18 protein-coding genes and 1 other RNA gene are annotated in these 17,520 nt (G+C 71.0%); 15 read left to right on the forward strand and 4 right to left on the reverse strand.

Features of this window, described 5'->3' with window-relative positions:
• The first annotated feature begins 23 nt into the window (after nt 1-23).
• From Q0795_RS13915 to prfB, 9 genes are all read left to right on the forward strand, one after another.
• Nucleotides 24-227 (forward strand): hypothetical protein, encoded by a 204-nt coding sequence (locus Q0795_RS13915; RefSeq protein WP_298890568.1) that lies wholly within the window; start codon nt 24-26, stop codon nt 225-227.
• Between the two features lies 1 nt (nt 228).
• Nucleotides 229-615: a TadE/TadG family type IV pilus assembly protein gene (locus Q0795_RS13920; RefSeq protein WP_298890570.1), complete on the forward strand. Its 387-nt coding sequence runs from the start codon at nt 229-231 to the stop codon at nt 613-615.
• A complete protein-coding gene (locus Q0795_RS13925) occupies nt 612-1,052 on the forward strand; it encodes a pilus assembly protein (protein ID WP_298890572.1) in 441 nt (146 codons plus the stop codon). The genes Q0795_RS13920 and Q0795_RS13925 overlap by 4 nt, the downstream gene beginning before the upstream one ends.
• 158 nt (nt 1,053-1,210) lie before the next feature.
• On the forward strand, nt 1,211-1,633 hold the full coding sequence (locus Q0795_RS13930; RefSeq protein ID WP_298890575.1) for a hypothetical protein: 423 nt from the start codon (nt 1,211-1,213) through the stop codon (nt 1,631-1,633).
• Nucleotides 1,634-1,851: 218 nt separating this feature from the next.
• Entirely contained in the window at nt 1,852-2,511 is a 660-nt protein-coding gene (locus Q0795_RS13935) for an HAD-IA family hydrolase (protein ID WP_298890577.1), read from the forward strand.
• A 554-nt stretch (nt 2,512-3,065) separates the two neighbouring features.
• Nucleotides 3,066-4,574 carry a nitronate monooxygenase gene (locus tag Q0795_RS13940; protein WP_298890579.1) on the forward strand — a complete coding sequence of 503 codons (1,509 nt, stop codon included), beginning with the start codon at nt 3,066-3,068 and terminating at the stop codon, nt 4,572-4,574.
• Between the two features lie 117 nt (nt 4,575-4,691).
• Entirely contained in the window at nt 4,692-6,014 is a 1,323-nt protein-coding gene (locus Q0795_RS13945) for an MFS transporter (RefSeq protein WP_298890581.1), read from the forward strand.
• 69 nt (nt 6,015-6,083) lie between these two features.
• A complete protein-coding gene (locus Q0795_RS13950) occupies nt 6,084-6,641 on the forward strand; it encodes a DinB family protein (RefSeq protein ID WP_298890583.1) in 558 nt (185 codons plus the stop codon).
• A 111-nt stretch (nt 6,642-6,752) separates the two neighbouring features.
• Entirely contained in the window at nt 6,753-7,865 is a 1,113-nt protein-coding gene (prfB, locus tag Q0795_RS13955; protein WP_298890586.1) for a peptide chain release factor 2, read from the forward strand.
• Between the two features lie 77 nt (nt 7,866-7,942).
• Here prfB and Q0795_RS13960 read toward each other — a convergent pair whose 3' ends face one another.
• Nucleotides 7,943-10,366, reverse strand: a complete 2,424-nt coding sequence (locus tag Q0795_RS13960; RefSeq protein ID WP_298890588.1) for an ExeM/NucH family extracellular endonuclease — start codon at nt 10,364-10,366, stop codon at nt 7,943-7,945.
• A gap of 262 nt (nt 10,367-10,628) precedes the next feature.
• Between Q0795_RS13960 and ftsE the strand changes: the two genes are divergently transcribed.
• From ftsE to Q0795_RS13975, 3 genes are read left to right on the forward strand one after another with little or no spacing between them, the layout of a single operon-like run.
• Nucleotides 10,629-11,324, forward strand: a complete 696-nt coding sequence (gene ftsE / locus Q0795_RS13965) for a cell division ATP-binding protein FtsE (RefSeq protein ID WP_298890589.1) — start codon at nt 10,629-10,631, stop codon at nt 11,322-11,324.
• Entirely contained in the window at nt 11,321-12,244 is a 924-nt protein-coding gene (ftsX, locus tag Q0795_RS13970) for a permease-like cell division protein FtsX (protein WP_298890590.1), read from the forward strand. Before ftsE ends, ftsX begins: the two co-directional genes overlap by 4 nt.
• A 15-nt stretch (nt 12,245-12,259) precedes the next feature.
• A complete protein-coding gene (locus tag Q0795_RS13975; protein WP_298890591.1) occupies nt 12,260-13,984 on the forward strand; it encodes a M23 family metallopeptidase in 1,725 nt (574 codons plus the stop codon).
• Nucleotides 13,985-13,994: 10 nt separating this feature from the next.
• Here the strand turns inward: Q0795_RS13975 and Q0795_RS13980 are convergent, their stop codons facing one another.
• Nucleotides 13,995-14,414 carry a CBS domain-containing protein gene (locus tag Q0795_RS13980; RefSeq protein ID WP_298890593.1) on the reverse strand — a complete coding sequence of 140 codons (420 nt, stop codon included), beginning with the start codon at nt 14,412-14,414 and terminating at the stop codon, nt 13,995-13,997.
• 126 nt (nt 14,415-14,540) lie between these two features.
• On the opposite strand from Q0795_RS13980, the gene smpB reads away from it, so the two are divergent.
• A complete protein-coding gene (gene smpB / locus Q0795_RS13985; protein WP_298890595.1) occupies nt 14,541-15,017 on the forward strand; it encodes an SsrA-binding protein SmpB in 477 nt (158 codons plus the stop codon).
• Here the strand turns inward: smpB and Q0795_RS13990 are convergent.
• Nucleotides 15,001-15,435 (reverse strand): hypothetical protein, encoded by a 435-nt coding sequence (locus tag Q0795_RS13990; protein WP_298890597.1) that lies wholly within the window; start codon nt 15,433-15,435, stop codon nt 15,001-15,003. The genes smpB and Q0795_RS13990 overlap by 17 nt on opposite strands.
• A 124-nt stretch (nt 15,436-15,559) precedes the next feature.
• On the opposite strand from Q0795_RS13990, the gene ssrA reads away from it, so the two are divergent.
• Nucleotides 15,560-15,926: a transfer-messenger RNA gene (ssrA, locus tag Q0795_RS13995) on the forward strand.
• Between the two features lie 275 nt (nt 15,927-16,201).
• On the forward strand, nt 16,202-17,281 hold the full coding sequence (locus Q0795_RS14000) for a tyrosine-type recombinase/integrase (protein WP_298890599.1): 1,080 nt from the start codon (nt 16,202-16,204) through the stop codon (nt 17,279-17,281).
• Here Q0795_RS14000 and Q0795_RS14005 read toward each other — a convergent pair.
• Nucleotides 17,278-17,508, reverse strand: coding sequence for an excisionase family DNA-binding protein (locus Q0795_RS14005; RefSeq protein WP_298890619.1), 231 nt, complete (start codon nt 17,506-17,508; stop codon nt 17,278-17,280). The two genes, Q0795_RS14000 and Q0795_RS14005, sit on opposite strands and share 4 nt — an antisense overlap.
• Nucleotides 17,509-17,520: the final 12 nt, after the last annotated feature.

A 17,520-nucleotide genomic window follows, 5' to 3' on the forward strand; every position in this document is an offset into this window, starting at 1 on the left:
GGTCCACCACCAAGGAGAGTCCGATGATCCGACGATTCAGGCACACGCCAGCACACCTCATCGAGCGTGTGCGACGGTGGGCCGAGCAGCCCGAGCGGGGAGACGTCCCCGGGTGGGTGCTCATCACCATCATGACCGCCGGGCTGGTCGCCGCCCTCTGGCTCGTCGCCGAGCCGCTGTTGACCGGTCTGTTCTCCAACGCGGTCAGCGCCGTCACCGGTCCCTGAGATGGCCGGCGGCTCTGCCGAGCGGGGAGCTGCCGCCGCCGAGTTCGCCATGCTGGCGGGGCTGGTCAGCGTCCTCATGCTGGCCGTCGTGCAGCTGGCGTTCGGGCTGCACCTGCACAACACGGCCACCGCCCATGTCGTCGAGGGGGCCAGGGCCGGTGCCCGGGCGGACGCCTCCCCGGCCGACGGCGCCCGCCGGGCACAGGAGCTGCTGTCCTCCAGTCTGACCGGGGGCGGCCCGGGGGTGACCGTGTCCGCGAGGCGCACCGTGGTCGACGGCGTCACCGTTGTCGAGGTCAGCGCGACCATGCCGCTCCCGATCGTCGGCCCGCTCGGGCCGAGGGAGTCGATGACGGTCGTCGGCCACGCCTACGCGGAGGACCAGTGAAGACCAACGGCGGCGACCGGGGGTCGATGACGGTCGAGGTGGCCTTCCTGCTCGTCCTGCTCGTCGTGCCCCTCTTCTACCTCGTCGGAACGGTAGGACGCATCCAGGCCGGGGCGTATGCCGTCACCGCCGCCGCGCGGGAGGCCGGGCGGGCGTACGTGACCGCGGAGGACGCGTCCGCCGCCCCGGGCCGGGCGCAGGTGGCCGCGGGGCTCGTCTACCGCGCGCACGGCTTCGATCCGCAGGTGGGCAGCGTCCAGCTCACCTGCGCGGAGGACGGATGCCTCACCCCAGGGGGGAGCGTGAGGGTGGACTCGCAGGTCAGCGTGGAGCTCCCCTTGGTGCCCGACTTCATGCGTGAGCGGCTGCCGACCGCGGTCACGTTGACCGCCACCCACCTGGAGACGGTGGACGAGTTCCGGACGGGTGCCCCGTGAGGGCCGTCTGCGCCCAGGAGCCGGCGCGGCCACCACTGCGTGCCTACCGCCCGCACGGGGGTCTGCGTCGGCGGGTTCTCCAGGACCGGGACCGCGGCCGCCAGGCCCGTCCGGGCCGAGAAGGCCGCCAGGCTCCTCCGGGCAGGGACGGCGGTCAGATGAGCATCCTGCTCGTCGGGATGGTGGCGATCACCCTGACGGTCGTCATGGCCGTCGTGGGGGTGACCTCGGTGCAGCTGAGCCGGATCCAGCTGCTGGACGCCGCGGATGCGGCAGCCCTGGACGCGAGCGACGCCCTGGCGCAGGCACAGGTCTACGAGGGAGGCATCGGCTCCGGCCTGCCGGTGAGCGACACGACGGTGATCGAGGCCGCGGCAGCCCATCTGGAGCAGCGCAGCAGGCCTACGCGCGTCGTCTCCTGGGCCGTGGGGTCCGGCACGGGCACCCCCGACGGCCGCACCGCTGTGGTGACCGTCACCGGGCAGGCCGACATCCCCGTCCTGAGCCCCGTGCTCGGCGCTTTCGGCGGGGGAGTCTCCATCACGGTCACCTCGACGGCACGGTCGGACATCGACCCCTGACCGCGCACGCCGGCAGGCGCCACCTGGACGCCACGCCGCCAGCAGGCGCCTCCTCCACGGCGCCCGGGTGGCAGGCGCCTTCTCGACGGCGCCCGGGCGGCAGGCGCCTTCTCCACGCCGCCCGGGGCGGCGAAAGCTCCTCGTGCCCACGCCGCGCGGGCGCGAGCGTCGGCATACCTCCTGAGCGGGGTGCTCCGGTGGCCTGGAAGCATGTCGGCATGCGCGACATCACCCAGGAGACCTTCGAGGCCGTCCTCTTCGACAACGACGGCACCCTCACCGACTCCCGAGGCCCGGTCGAGCGCTCCTGGCGCTCCTGGGCGGTCGACCACGGTGTCGACTTCGCGCGGTTCGGCAACTTCCACGGGGTGACCAGCCGCGGCATCGTCGAGCGGGTGGCGCCGCACCTGGACGCCGATGCCGCCACCGCTGACATCGATCGGCGCGAGCTGGAGGACCTCGACGGCATCGTCGCCCTCCCTGGTGCCGTGGACGCGCTGGCGGCCGTCGGCCCGCGGGCAGCGATCGTCACGTCCGCCGGCCGGGAGCTGGCCGTGCTGCGCATCGACGCGGCCGGGCTGAGCGCCCCCGCGGTCCTCGTCACCGCCGACGACATCAGCCGCGGCAAACCGGACCCCGAGCCCTACCTCGTCGGGGCCCGCCGCCTCGAGGCCGACCCCGCCCGGTGCCTGGTCGTGGAGGACGCCGTCGCCGGGCTGGAGTCGGGCAGGGCCGCCGGGGCGGCGACCCTCGCAGTGCTCACCACGAGCAGCCCGGAAGAGGTCGCCGATCACGCCGACCTCACCGTGGGCTCGCTGGCGGACGTGCGGCTGGAGGTCACCGACGCGGGGGTCCGGGTGCACCTGCGCCAGGACTGACGACGCACTGTGCGCGGTGGTGGCCCCTTGAGGGCCAGGACTGCACACGCAGGGCGAGGGTGCCGTGCGGCCGGGGGTGGTTGTGCGCGGTGGTGGCCCCGTGGGGGCCAGGACTGCACACGGCGGGCGAGGGTGCCGTGCGGCGGGGTGGCTGTGCGCGGTGGTGGCCCCTTGAGGGCCAGGACTGCACACGCAGGGCGAGGGTGCCGTGCGGCCGGGGGTGGCTGTGCGCGGTGGTGGCCCTCTGGGGGCCAGGACTGCACACAAGCAGGCGGGCCTGTCCGCGGCGCGGGGTGGCTGTGCGCGGTGGTGGCCCTCTGGGGGCCAGGACTGCACACGGGAATCAGCCGGCCGGGCGGAGACGAGGGGGCCGTACGCCGGCACGCGGGCCGGAACGCGGCTGAGACCGCTGATCGCTCGACTGCCGCCACGCGCTGACCTGCGGCGATCCGGTCGAGCCTGACAAGGGGTACCAACCTACGTTACCGTAACCTACGCAAGCGAAACCTACGTCGCCGTAGGTTGCTCCCCCGACCAGAGAGGTGTCCCCTCGGATGGCCGCACTCCCCGCCGCACCCATCGACCTGCCCACCCAGACCGACCGCCCCCGCCCCACGATCATCCAGGGCGGTATGGGCGTGGCTGTCTCCGGCTGGCGCCTGGCGCGCCAGGTGGCGCGCGCCGGCCACCTCGGGGTGGTCTCCGGCACCGCGATGGACGCCGTCATCAGCCGGGTGCTCCAGGACGGCGACCCCGGCGGGCACTACCGCCGCGCGCTGGCCGCCTTCCCGAGCCAGGACATGGCGCAGCGGGTGCTGGACAAGTACTTCGTCGAGGGCGGCAGGGCTTCGGGCACCCCCTACAAGCCCATCCCCAAGCTCACCCTGGAGACCGCCCGGGCCGGGCAGGAGCTGGGCGTGGTCGGCAACTTCGCCGAGGTGTGGCTCGCCAAGGAGGAGCTCGCCGAGCACTCCTCCGAGGGCGCGGTCGGCATCAACTGCCTCGAGAAGATCCAGATGGCCAACCCGACGGCCATCCTGGGCGCCATGCTGGCCGGGGTGGACTACGTCCTCATGGGCGCCGGGATCCCGCGGGAGATCCCGCAGCTCCTGCGCTCGCTGGCTTCAGGTGAGCCGGGGAGCATCTCCGCCGACGTCGCCGGGGGCTCCCTGCGCCGGCACGTCACCGTGGACCCGGCCGACCTGCTCGGTGAGGACCTGCCGACGCTGACCAAGCCGGACTTCCTGGCCATCATCTCCGTCGACCAGCTCGCCAACTATCTCCACCGCGACCCGGAGATCCGCCCGGACGGGTTCGTCGTGGAGCGCCCCCCGGCCGGCGGCCACTCCGCGCCGCCGCGCGGCAAGATGCAGCTCGACGACGCCGGCGAGCCCGTCTACGGAGACCGCGACGAGGCCAACCTCGCCAAGATGACCCAGATCGGGCTGCCGTTCTGGATGGCCGGCGCCTACTCCACCCCCGACAAGGTGGCCGAGGCGCTGGCCGCGGGCGCCGTCGGGGTGCAGGTCGGCACGCTCTTCGCCCTGTCGCACGAGTCGGGCCTGGCCGACGGCCCGCGAGGTCAGCTGATCGGCCGCCTGCGCACCGGTGAGCTCGCCGTGCGCAACGACCCGCGCGCCAGCCCCACCGGCTTCCCCTTCAAGGTCGCCACCCTGGAGGGCACCGCGAGCCAGGTCGAGGTCTACGAGGCGCGCCCGCGACTGTGCGACCTGTCCTACCTGCGCCAGCCCTACGAGCGCGAGGACGGCGAGGTCGGCTACCGCTGCGCCTCCGAGCCGGTCCACATGTACCTCAAGAAGGGCGGCGAGGAGGCCGACACCGTCGGCCGCAAGTGCCTGTGCAACGGGCTCATGGCCAACATCGGCCTGGGCCAGGAGCGCAAGGACGGGTACGCCGAGGACACCCTCGTGACCCTGGGTCAGGACCTCGCCGGGGCCACCGCGCTCATCGAGCGGCACCCCGACGGCTGGTCGGCCCTGGAGGCGCTGGACTACCTGCAGGAGCAGGTGGCCGCGGGCCTGCGGCTGCGGCACACCGCCTGACGCGTCCCAGCCGCCCCGGCCCGGGTGGCCCTGCTTATGATGCGGTCACCGCACTGCCGCGTCGGCCCATACCCAGGGGGGTCGCTTCCGGGCGTGCACGTCTGGAAGGGGTCGAGGATGACCGGAGTCACGAGCAGGCAGGCCGACCGCACCCGGGAGGAGCGCAGGGTCCTCGCCGGCACCCTGGTCGGCACCACCATCGAGTGGTACGACTTCTTCATCTACGCCCAGGCCGCGGCACTGGTCCTCGGGCAGCTCTTCTTCGCGCCGATGGGCGAGGGCGGGGCGCAGCTCGCGGCCTGGGCCTCGCTGGGCATCAGCTTCCTGGTGCGCCCGCTGGGTGCGGTCGTCGCCGGCCACCTCGGTGACCGCTTCGGGCGCAAGGTCGTGCTCGTCTTCACGCTGGTGGGCATGGGCGGCGCCACCGCCATCATCGGGCTGCTCCCGACCTATGCCCAGATCGGCGTCGCCGCGCCGATCCTGCTGATCCTCATGCGGCTCCTGCAGGGCTTCTCCGCCGGCGGCGAGTGGGGCGGCGCCGCGCTCATGTCCGTCGAGCACGCACCCAAGGGGCGGCGCGGGCTGTTCGGCGCCTACCCCCAGATCGGGGTGCCGATCGGGATGATCCTCGCCACGCTGTTCATGTTCGGGCTCAGCACCTTCATGACCGACGAGCAGTTCCTCACCTGGGGCTGGCGCATCCCGTTCCTCTTCTCGATCCTGCTCATCGGCGTGGGCTACTGGATCCGGCGGGCCGTCGAGGAGTCGCCGGTCTTCGCCGAGATGGCGCGCCTGCGGCAGAAGGAGTCGGCCCCGCTCGGCGAGCTCTTCCGGCACCACCGCAAGAACGTCATGCTGGCCGCACTGATCTTCGCCGCCAACAACGCCGCCGGTTACCTCGTCATCGCCTACTTCAACGGCTACGGCGTCAACGCCCTCGGCATGGAGCGCACCGAGACGCTCATCGCCTCCCTGATCGGCGGCGTCGGCTGGCTGGTGTTCACGCTCTACGGAGGTCACATCTCCGACCGGATCGGTCGCGTCCTGACCTTCCAGATCGGCTACGGCATCATCATCCTCTGGGCGATCCCCATGTGGTTCCTGCTCGACACCGCCTCGCTGCCGCTGTTCACCCTGGCGATCCTCGTGCTGACCCTGGGTCTCGGCCCGTCCTACGGCCCGCAGTCGGCGCTCTACGCCGAGATGTTCCCGGCCCGGGTCCGCTACTCCGGCGTCTCCATCGGGTATGCCCTCGGCTCGATCATCGGTGGCGCCTTCGCCCCGCTCATCGCCGAACTGCTGCTGCAGCGCACCGGCCAGTCCTGGAGCATCGGGGTCTACATCGCGGTGCTGGCGATCATCTCCTTCGCCGCCGTGTCCATGGTGCCGAAGTCGCTCCAGGACTCCGACCTGCACCTCGAGGAGTCGGCCCGCACCTGACCCGCGACCGCACACCTCGGCCCGAAAACCGGTCGTCCGCTGTCCGTGAGCAGCCCTAGGGTGCCGGTCATGAGCGACATCACCATCGACGACGTCGGCCGCCCCGAACCCCCGCTGGCGGCGGGGGAGGCCGCCACGCTGGCCGGCTTCCTCGACTACCAGCGGGCCACGCTGGAGTGGAAGACCCGCGACCTGGAGGCCGACGGGCTGCGCCTGAGCCTGCCCGGCCACCCCAGCGGGCTGACGCTCGGCGGCCTGCTCAAGCACCTGGCGTGGGTGGAGGACCACTGGTTCACCCAGGTGCTCTCCCACGCCCCCATGCCCGCCCCCTGGGACACCGTGGACTGGCCCGCCGACGAGGACTGGGAGTGGTCCAGCGCCGCTGACGACGATCCGGCGGCGCTTCGGCAGATCTGGGTCCGGTCGGTCGAACGGTCCCGCGCGGCGCTCACCGAGGCGCTGGCCGCCGACGTCGCCGACCCGCTCGGGTCGACGCACCCGGCCTGGGGCGGCCAGGCAGAGGTGTCGGTGCGGTGGGTGCTCGCCCACATGGTGGAGGAGTATGCCCGGCACAACGGACACGCGGACGTGCTGCGCGAGCTGGTCGACGGGCAGACGGGGGAGTAGCGCCCCTGCAGGCGCGGCCGGGGTAGGTGCGCCCCTGCAGGCGCGGCCGGGGTAGGTGCGCCCTGCGGGCACGGCCCGGGTAGGTGCGCCCCTGGCGTAGGCTGGTGGATCGTGGCAGTCGACTTCGAGACCGAGATCAAGCAGCTCCGCACGACCATGGCGTCGGTGCGGGAGGTGACCGACCTCGAGCGGCTGGGCGCCCAGATCACCGACCTCGAGACCGAGGCCAGCGCGCCCGACCTCTGGGACGACGTCGAGCGGGCGCAGAAGCTCACCTCCGCGCTCTCCCGGGCCAAGGCCGAGCACGACAAGGTCACCGGCATGGACGCGCGGATCGGCGACCTGGAGGCCCTCGTGGAGCTGGGCCGGGAGGAGAACGACGCCGAGACGATGCAGGAGGCGGAGAAGGAGCTCACCGGGCTGCGCAAGGCGGTCCAGCTGCTGGAGGTCCGCACCCTGCTCAACGGGGAGTACGACGTCCGCGAGGCGGTCGTCACCATCCGCTCCGGCGCCGGCGGGGTCGACGCCGCCGACTTCGCCGAGATGCTCCTGCGGATGTACCTCCGCTGGGCCGAGCGGCACGACTACCCCACGTCCGTCCTCGACACCTCCTACGCGGAGGAGGCCGGGCTGAAGTCGGCGACCTTCGAGGTCAAGGTGCCGTACGCCTTCGGCACCCTCGCCGTCGAGGCCGGCACGCACCGCCTCGTGCGGATCAGCCCCTTCGACAACCAGGGCAGGCGGCAGACCAGCTTCGCCGCCGTCGAGGTGGTGCCGCTCATCGAGAGCACGGACACCATCGAGATCCCCGAGGCTGACCTCAAGATCGACGTCTTCCGCTCCAGCGGCCCCGGCGGGCAGTCGGTCAACACCACGGACTCCGCCGTGCGGATGACGCACCTCCCGACCGGCACCGTCGTCTCGATGCAGAACGAGAAGAGCCAGATCCAGAACCGCGCCGCCGCCCTGCGGGTCCTGCAGTCGCGGCTGCTGCTGCTCAAGAAGGCCGAGGAGGACGCCGCGCGCAAGGAGATGGCCGGCGACGTCAAGGCGTCCTGGGGCGACCAGATGCGCTCCTACGTCCTGCACCCCTACCAGATGGTCAAGGACCTGCGCACCGGGCACGAGGTCGGCTCCACCGCAGCGGTCCTCGACGGCGACATCGACGACTTCATCGACGCCGGCATCCGCTGGAAGCGTTCCGCCGACCGCCAGGACGCCTGAGCGCACCTCGCACGCGGAACGGGCGGCATACCTCGCGATGAGGTATGCCGCCCGCTCACGTCAGGGGCGTGCGCCGGTCAGTTCTTGCCCTTGCCCTTGCCCTTGCCCCGGTTGCCGGTGTCGAGGCCGACCAGGACGGGGTCGTGGTCGGAGCTGGCGAACTGGTCGTCGCTGTGGAAGTCGACGACGTTGTAGTTGCGCCGGCTGTACTGGAACGCGATCGACTCGTCGGCGTTGATGTCCCACACGCCCGCACCGGTGACCAGGCGCCGCGCCTGCTCGTTGGCGAAGACGTGGTCCAGGGAGCCGAGCCGGCCGCTGAACTGGTAGGTCATCGAGTCCGGCTCGTCGGCCCGGGCCAGGTTGGTGTAGCCCTCGTCCTCGATGATCCGGACCGGGTCCTCCCGGCTGTAGGCGTTGAAGTCGCCCATGAGGAAGATCGCCTCGTCCTCGAACATCTCCTCCGACCAGGCGGTCAACGCCTCGGCCTGCGCGATGCGCGAGGGGTTGGCGTTGCCCTGGCCGGTGCCGTCGTCCTCGCCCGAACCCTTGGACTTGAAATGGTTGGCGACGGCGACGAAGGGCTTACCCGTGCCCCTGGCCTTGAACTTCTGGGCCAGCGGGTAACGGGCGTTGGCGAAGGCGTCGTCCAGCTGGATCAACGACGGCCCCAGGAGCTGGACCTGCTCCGGGTCGTAGATGAAGGCGGTGCGGATGACGTCCTCGTTGGGCGGCGTCACCGTCGGCGACGGGGCGAAGGCCCAGCGCTGCTCACCGGCCTCGGCGTTGAGCGCCGCCACGAGGTCGGCGAGCGCCTTGTCGCGCGGGTGGTCGATGTAGGACAGCGCCGCAGAGTTCTCGATCTCCATGAGGGCCAGCACCTCGGCGTCGGTGCCGTTGATGGCGGTCACCAGCTTGGCCTGCTGGTCGGCGAAGGCCTGCTCGGACCAGGCACCGCGGACCTCGCAGAAGTCCGTCCCGACCGGGTTGCCGAAGCGGTCGGCGTAGAAGTCGCAGCCCTCCTCGTCCTGACCGAGGTCGGAGAAGTAGTTGAGGACGTTGAACGCACCGATCTGGATGTTGCCGCCCACCTCGGGCGCGGCATACTCGCGGTCGTTCTCGCTGCTGATCGGGTCGACGGGGCTGTCCGAACCGACCACCTGGCCCACCGGCTGGTAGTTCCACTGGAACCGGTAGTCGAGGATCACCGGGGAGCTGAAGGTGACCTGCGAGCCGGTGCGGTGCGGCTCCTGCGCCGACAGGTAGGGCAGCGGCGAGTCCTGGGCGGTGCTGTTGCGGAGGTAGTCCCAGCTGGAGCCGTCGTCCAGGGTGATGTACTTGTCCTGGTTCGCCGCCTCGTAGGCCTCTGCCTCCGGGCCGGGGAGGACCTGGTCGGTCGCCTGGTAGAGCGGCTCGTCACCGACCGCCAGCCCGAGCTGGCCGTACTGGTTGAGCTGGTAGTTGTTGGTGATGGTGTAGGTCCCCTCGGGCTGCACCAGCATGCCCTCGTAGACCTCCTTCTCCTCCTCCGTCACCGGCAGCGTGCTCAGCGCGGTCGGGGAGACCGCGTCGCAGCCGTCGACGACGGTCACGAAGCCGCCGGAGATCTCGGTGAGGCCGTTGTACTCGACGACCTCGCTGTCCTCGACCTCCACGCAGTTGCCGATCTCCAGGTTGTCGGCCGCCCAGGAGCTGTAGAGGAAGACGCCGTCCGAGGCCTCTCCCGGTGCCTTGGGCGCGCCGCCGGAGCCGGGTGTCTGCAGGTAGACGCCGTTGAAGCCGCCGGTCGGGTAGGCCGCGGTCACGACGCCTCTGGTGTTCACCGGCTGGCCCTCCAGGGGGGAGGTGGCGCCGGTGCCCTGGATCTGCGCGATCGTCGCATCGACCGGCTCCGGGTCGGGCTCCGGCTCGGGGTCGGTGCCCCCGCCGCTCCCGGTCGGCGTGGGCTCACCCCGGGTGAAGTCGGCGGAATTGTCGTCGGTGTCGACCGCGTCGCTGCGGCTGGCCGAGGTCGTGTTGGACAGCCCCGGAGCCGCGCCGCTGCCTTCGAAGCGGGAGGCCGAGCCGTAGCCGACGAGGTCGACGACCTCGCCGTCGAGGGTCAGCTCGACGATGCCGTTGGAGCCGGACATGGAGGCGCCGCACTCGAGGTCGGGGTCGGGCAGGGGGGTGGTGCCGCCGGAGCCGGGGTTCTGCTGGATGACGTAGGAGGCGCCCGCCTCGAGCGTGCCGGACAGCAAGCACTCGTTGCCCAGGTTGCCGGACGATGAGTAGTAGGAGACGGCATACCCGTCGAGGTCGACCGGGGCGTCGGTCGAGTTGACGAGCTCGACGAAGTCGTGGGTGTAGACCGCGCCGTTGTTGCCGCCGCCGCCGTACACCTCGTTGACGACGAGGCCGGGGCCGGCGGCCTGGACCGCGGGGGAGAGGGCGACGAGGCCGGTGACGGCCAGGGCTGCCGTCGACGCGGCGGCCACGGCGCGCCTGGGGACGTTCTGCATGTGGTGCACTCCAATGGGCAAGGGACGGTTGGCGTGTGCCGCTGTGACGGCTCCACGACCGTAGCCCGTGGGGCCGACAGACGCGCCCCGACCCGCGTGCGCGGCCCCAGTTGTCACCCCGAGTTCGCCCGGCTCCCACGATCCGGGTGCTCGCGGCGTGGGAGACCTTGACCCCACCTACACGTCGGCTACCGTGTGTCGCGGTCGAAACTCCTCACCCACTCGCCACAGCCGTCCCACACACCTCTGGAGTCCCGCCCGGATGATCACCATGGAGCGCGTCAGCCTGCGCTACGCCAAGGCTGACCCCTGGGCGCTGGACGAGGTCGACCTGGATGTGCGGCGCGGCGAGTTCTGCTTCGTCGTGGGGGAGTCCGGGTCGGGCAAGTCCTCCCTCCTGCGCCTGGTCATCCTGGAGCAGCGACCCAGCCGCGGGCGGGTCCTCGTCGCCGGCCACGACCTGGGCGAGCTGGCCCCCCGCCGCGTCCATCTGCTGCGCCGGCAGATCGGGACCGTCTTCCAGGACTTCCGCCTGCTCTCGGGCAAGACCGTCCACCAGAACGTCGCCTACGTGCTGCAGGTCCTCGGGGCGAGCCGGCACGAGATCCGGCAGCGGGTGCCGGAGACCCTGGACCTGGTGGGCCTGAAGGGCAAGGGCAGGAGGCTGCCGCACGAGCTGTCCGGCGGGGAGCAGCAGCGGGTCGCCATCGCCCGGGCGATGGTCAACAAGCCGCCGATCCTGCTCGCCGACGAGCCCACCGGCAACCTGGACCCGGACACCAGCGAGGAGATCGTCGCCATCCTCGACCGGATCAACCGCGCCGGGACGACCGTGGTGATGGCCACCCACGACACGACGATCGTCGACCACTTCCGCAAGCGGGTCGTCCAGCTGCAGGACGGCCAGGTCGTCCGCGACCAGGCCGAGGGCGGCTACCGCCAGGCGGTGCTGCCGTGAGGCCCGGCTTCCTCCTCGGGGAGGTCGGCAACGGGCTGCGCCGCAACTTCTCCATGTTCGTCTCCGTGGTGCTGGTGACCATGGTCTCCCTCTTCTTCCTCGGGGTGGGCCTGCTCGCCCAGGCCCAGGTCAGCACCGCCAAGGGCGAGTGGTACGACCGGGTCCAGGTCTCGATCTTCCTGTGCACCCCCGACTCGACGGACGCACCCGGCTGCACGGCCGGTGCCGTGACGCCTGAGCAGCGGGACCAGATCGAGAGCGACCTGCAGGGTCTCGAACCGCTGGTCACCGAGTACTTCTACGAGTCGAACGCCGAGGCCTACGAGCGGTTCACCGAGCAGTTCCGGAACTCCTCGGCGCTGGAGTCGGTGCCGCAGGAGTCCATCCCGGCCTCCTTCCGGGTCAACCTGTCCGACCCGTCGCGGTATGACGTCATCCGCGCCGCCTTCGAGCAGGCGCCGGGGGTGGACAGCGTCGAGGACCAGCGGGAGGTCGTCGACCGACTCTTCGCCTTCCTCGGCGCCCTGAGCTGGGGAGCGCTCGCGCTCGCCGTGGCGATGGTCGTCTGCGCGGTCCTGCTCATCTCGACGACGATCCGGCTCACCGCCTGGACCCGTCGCAAGGAGACCGCGATCCAACGGATGGTGGGGGCCTCGGCCTTCTCCATCCGGCTGCCGTTCATCCTCGAGACCGTCGTGGCCGCCCTGCTCGGCGCCGCGCTGGCCGTGGCCCTGCTCTGGGCGACTGTGCGCTTCGGGATCAGCGGCTTCCTGTCCGAGCTGCTCGCGGGGGAGAGCGGCCTGGTCAGCCTGGTCGGGGAGCGCGACCTGTGGCTGATCACCCCGTTCCTCGTCGGTGGGGCAGTGCTGCTCGCCGTCGTGACCGCCTGGACCGCGCTGCGGCGCCACGTCAGGGTCTGACAAGGAGAAGACACCATGGTGAGAACCCCCCGACCCGGATCCGGGCGAGACGGCGCGGCGCCGGTGCGGCGCGTCACGGCATACCGGCCGCGCGTGCGCCGTGCCCTGGCGCTCGCCCTCGTCGGCGCGATCGGCGTGGCCACCCCGGCGCTCGCCTCCGGTGAGCTGGACGACATCCGCGACCGGCTGAGCAGCGTCGAGGACGAGCGGCAGCGGGCCAGCACGGACCGGGACAGCTCGGCCGAGCAGGTGCAGGAGCTCGGCGAGGAGCTGGAGCACACCAGCGCCGAGCTGGTGGCTGCCGACCAGCGGCTGCAGGAGACCACCGCCCAGGTCGACCAGGCGCGCGTCGTGCTGGAGGAGGCCGAGCTCGACCTCGCCGACGCCGAGGCCGAGACCGCACGGATCGAGGGCGAGCTGGCGCTGGCGCGGGAGAACGAGGCGCAGATCGAGGACTCGCTGCAGCAGGTCGCGGACGACCGGGCGGACACGTCGGCGACGGTCGGGGCGATCGCGAGACAGAGCTACAAGCAGGGCGGTATGGGTTCGCTCGCCACCACGCTGGAGCTGCTGTCCGGCGAGGCGGACGCGGTCGACCAGATGTCGATGGCCCGGACGGTCCTGCGGGTGCAGGACCAGCAGATCCGGCAGCTGGCCACGCAGGCCGCCGAGCAGGTCGCCGAGCAGGACCGGCTCGCCGGGGTGCGCTCCGACATCGCCTACCTGCTCGCCAAGGCGGAGGCCAATGTCGTCGCCAAGGAGCAGGCGCGCGCCGCGGCGGACGCCGCCAAGGCCGAGCTCGAGCAGCGGGAGGCCGAGCAGGAGCAGGCCAAGGCCGACCTGGAGACCGAGAAGGCCAAGGTCGAGGAGTCGTTGGCGGCCGAGGAGGAGCGCGCGCAGGCCCTGGAGCAGGAGCTGGCCGAGCTGGCGCGGACCAAGGACGGACTGAAGGAGCAGGAGGAGGCCGAGCTCGAGCGCATCGAGGAGGCCCGGCGCCAGGCCGAGGAAGAGGCGCGGCGCAAGGCGGAGGAGGAGGCCCGGCGGCAGGCGGCCGCGGAGGCCGCGGCGAAGCGGGCCGCGCAGGAGGAGGCCGCCCGGCAGCGGGCGGCCGAGCGGGAGGCTCAGCGCCAGCGCGAGGCCGAGGCCGAGGCGCAGCGGCTGCGCGACGAGGCAGCTGCCGCGGAGGCGGCGCGGCGGGCCGAGGCCGCCGAGGCGGAGGCGGCGGCCGCCGCCCAGGCGGCCCAGGAGGCTGCAGCCCGGGAGGCTGCCGAGCGTCAGGCCGCGGAGGAGCGCGCCTCGCGTCAGGCCGAGGAGGAGCGCCAGGCCGCGGCGGCGGCGTCCAGCGGCATCCTGTCCGCCCCCACCAGCGGCCCGGTCACCAGCGAGTTCGGTGACCGGTTCCACCCGGTCTTCCAGACCTGGCGGCTGCACGCCGGGATCGATTTCGGTCCGGGCTGCGGGACCCCGGTCACCGCGGCGGCCGACGGCGTCGTCTACACCGCCGGCTTCGATGCGGGCGGGGGCAACATGGTCATCGTCGACCACGGGGTCCTGCGCGGGGTGAACCTCACGTCGAGCTACCTGCACCTGCAGAGCGCCGCGGTGGTGTCACCCGGTCAGGCGGTGAGCCGCGGTCAGCTGCTCGGGTATGTCGGCACGACCGGGTCGTCCACGGGCTGCCACCTGCACTTCGAGACCCGGGAGAACGGCACCCCGGTGAACCCGCGCACGTGGCTCTGAGCCGGGTCGCTCAGCCCCGGCCGTAGACCCGCTGGACGAAGTCGACGACCTTGTCCTCGTCGACGTGCCGGGCCAGGTCCGACTCGCTGATGACGCCGAGGATCTCGTGCCCCTCGACCACGACGAGCCGCTTGATCTGCTGGTCGCCCATGACGTCGACGACGCGCTCGACCTCCTCGTCGGGCTGGACGGTCGAGACGATGCCGCTGGTGATGCTGGTGACGCTGACGGCCCCCATGTCGGGCAGGGCGGCTACGCCGTGCACGACGATGTCGCGGTCCGTCACGATCCCGACCAGCACCCCGTCGGTCGAGACGACGGGGAGGGCGCCCACGCCGTGCTCGCGCATCAGCGTGGCTGCCTCCACCAAGGAGGCGCTCTCCTGCACCGTGTATGCCTGGGGCGTCATGATGTCGCGCGCTGTCGTCATACCGCACTCCTCGAGGTCGTGTCTGTCTGCGCCCACCCTGCCCGGGGCTCGACGAGGCGGCAACTCCGGGCGGTGCCCGGAAAGCCGGATGTACGCGCGGCGCTGGTCGCCTACACTTGACCGGCCATGCCCAAGGAGACCGGACGCAAGCTGATCGCCAGCAACAAGAAGGCCCGATACGAGTACCTCATCGAGGACACCGTCGAGGCCGGCCTCGTCCTGACCGGTACCGAGGTGAAGTCGTTGCGGATGGGGCGGGCCAGCCTCGTCGACGGATACGCCACGCAGTACCAGGGCGAGCTGTGGCTGGAGGGGGTGCACATCCCGGAGTACACCCAGGGGACGTGGACCAACCACGCGGCGCGGCGGCGACGCAAGCTGCTGCTGCACCGCGAGCAGATCGACAAGCTGGTCGCCAAGGCCGAGCAGGCCGGCCACACCATCGTGCCGCTCTCGCTCTACTTCGTCGACGGACGGGCCAAGGTCGAGATCGCCCTCGCCAAGGGAAAGAAGCTGCACGACAAGCGGCAGACCCTCCGCGAGCGTCAGGACCGCCGCGAGGCGGATCGGGCGATGTCAGCGCACCTCAAGAGGCACGGCTGAGGCGACGCACCACCACGGACGGGCGCGCGAACAGCCACAGCCCGGCCAGGGAGAACACGGCGGGTAGCAGGTAGATCAACAGGTTCATGGGTTGGCTGACGAAGGCCAGGACGAGCCCGATCATCGCGGGCGCCTCGATGACTGCGGCGCGCAGCACCACGAACGGCTGCACCTGGGCGAGCAGCGGCATACCGCTCTGCCGGGGGAGGGGCGCTGCCATGGCCAGTCCCCAGGCGCCCAGGGTCGCCAGTCCCACGACGAGCAGCTGCCAGGTGGCGGGGGTCTCCAGGCGGGCCCCGATGAGCACCAGGACCACGGCAAGCATGACGAGCCCGCCCGCCATCGCGGCGACGACGACGGCCAGCGGTCGCAGTGCGTCGCGGTGCTGATCATCGGCCGAGGCCCCGGAGAAGCTCATGCGGGGCAGCCTCTCACGGTCCTCGGGAATCTCCGTGGTGGTCGAGCCGTTGGACCACGTAGACTCGTCGGAGTCGCCCGGTCGCCCGGGTTGGTTGACAACTGCACAGCGTGAGGCACCCCATGGGGGTGATCGGTTTCGACGTTGCACGGCACTTCAGGGGAAGCGGGTCGAGGATGCAAGGTCATCTCGTCAACGCTCCTTGCGAAACCAATAGCTGCCAATTCCAAGCGCAGCGACTTCGCCCTCGCCGCCTGAGCGAGCCCGAAGTCTGTCAGCCTGAGCGCGTCACCGACTCAGTGCCTGGCATCAGCTAGGTGACTTGCTGCGTGATCATGTCGAGGGATCACGTGGGACTCTTACTCGACTGGGCCTGTCAGGGAACGTGTGCGCGCGAGCCCTGGGGCCGAGAAAATCCATAGCGCACTGCACCCGGAGAAGCCCTGATTTCCCGGTAACGGACGCGGGTTCGATTCCCGCCACCTCCACGAATGTGTCTCACGCTGTGCGAGTTGTCGCACATCAGCCCCCGGATTCCGCACAACCACGCGGATTCCGGGGGTTTGTCATGTGAGCACGTGTGAGCAGATGTAGGCTCTTTCCAGCAGTCAAACTGACACATAGCTGACACAGCAGTCGGAAGGCTCGATGGATGGGTAACTTGCGCGTCAAAGAACCCGGCAGGCCGCTCCCGCGGGGGATCGTCAGGTTCCGCGACCGGTACCGCGTCCGGATGGACTACCAAGGGAAGACCCACTCCCTCGGGGTGTTCGACACCATCACGGATGCCAAGGCGGCTCTCAGCATCGCCAAGGCTGATGCGGCTCGGGGCGTCTTCGTCCCGCCGGCGGAACGTCGCGCGGTCAAGCGAGCGAACGAAGAAAAGGCGGACGCCGAGGCGGTCACCCTTAGGGAGTGGTCGGAGGTCTGGTTGGCGCGGCTGGAGGCCAACCCTGAGAGATCCCGCGCCACAGTGCTGTCATACCGCTCGGTGATGAAGAACCACGTCTGGCCCGAGCTGGGAGAAGTTCGTCTGCGGGATCTGACGACGCAGCAGGTCGCGGACCACCTGGGGCTTCTTGCGAGCCGCCCCAGCAAACGTCACCCCCGAGCCAGGGTCAATGGTGTGACACCCAACGTGGTGATCGCACTCCGCTCCTGCATCAACGCCGCCGTCAAGGCCAAGGCAGGAGGCCTGGAGTCATTTACCTTCCCCGAGGCGCCTAAGCACCGTCGGGTCCGCCCCGAGGACGAGCACGGAGACGTCGCCACTCCCGAAGAGGTCCGGGCCATGACTGAGGCCATGCCCGACCGCCTGCGCATCGCTGTACCCCTCGCGGCGTGGTGCGCCCTGAGGCTGGGGGAGGTCCTTGGGCTGGAACGTCGGGACCTCGAGCACCTTGACGACCCCGAGAAGGCGGTTCTGCATGTCCGCCGGCAGTTCAACGTCAAGGCGAACACGCTCACCCCGCCGAAGGCCGACAGCGCCCGGACCATCGCCATCCCTGCGGCGTTGCTGCCCGCTCTGCGTCAGCACCTGGATGCATACACGCCCGCCGCTCGAACCGGCCCCGTTCTGGCCGGGCCATCGGGCCAGCGCATCTCGCAGACCACACTGGACCGGCACTGGCGAGCCGCCCGAGCCGAGGCCGGACGTCCAGGCTTCCACTTTCACAACCTCCGGCATACCGGTCTGAGCGCGTATGCCGTGCAAGGGGCGACCCTGGCCGAGCTGCTCCACAGGGGTGGCCACACTGACGTGACCGTGGCTCTGCGTTACCAGCACGCGACGGCAGCGCGGGACAGGGCGCTGACCGAGCGACTGAGCAGGCAGATCGCCCTCTAACCCTGCCTCAGTACCGTCTGCATACGCGTGAGCAGCTTGTCGACGTCATCCGGGTCTACTCGGATGATGCGCGCTCCACTCCGGTAGGCAGGTAACAGACCGTCGGCGATCCGGCGGCGCAGTGTGCAGGTGCTTAGCCCTGTCCGTTCGGCGGCCTCGGCGTGAATCGCCCCGGGTCTGATGGAGGCTCTCAACCCTGGGAAGGATGATGAGCACCATGCCAGCACCGAGGAAGTACA

The organism is uncultured Serinicoccus sp. (assembly GCF_947487915.1).
GTDB lineage: Bacteria > Actinomycetota > Actinomycetes > Actinomycetales > Dermatophilaceae > Ornithinicoccus.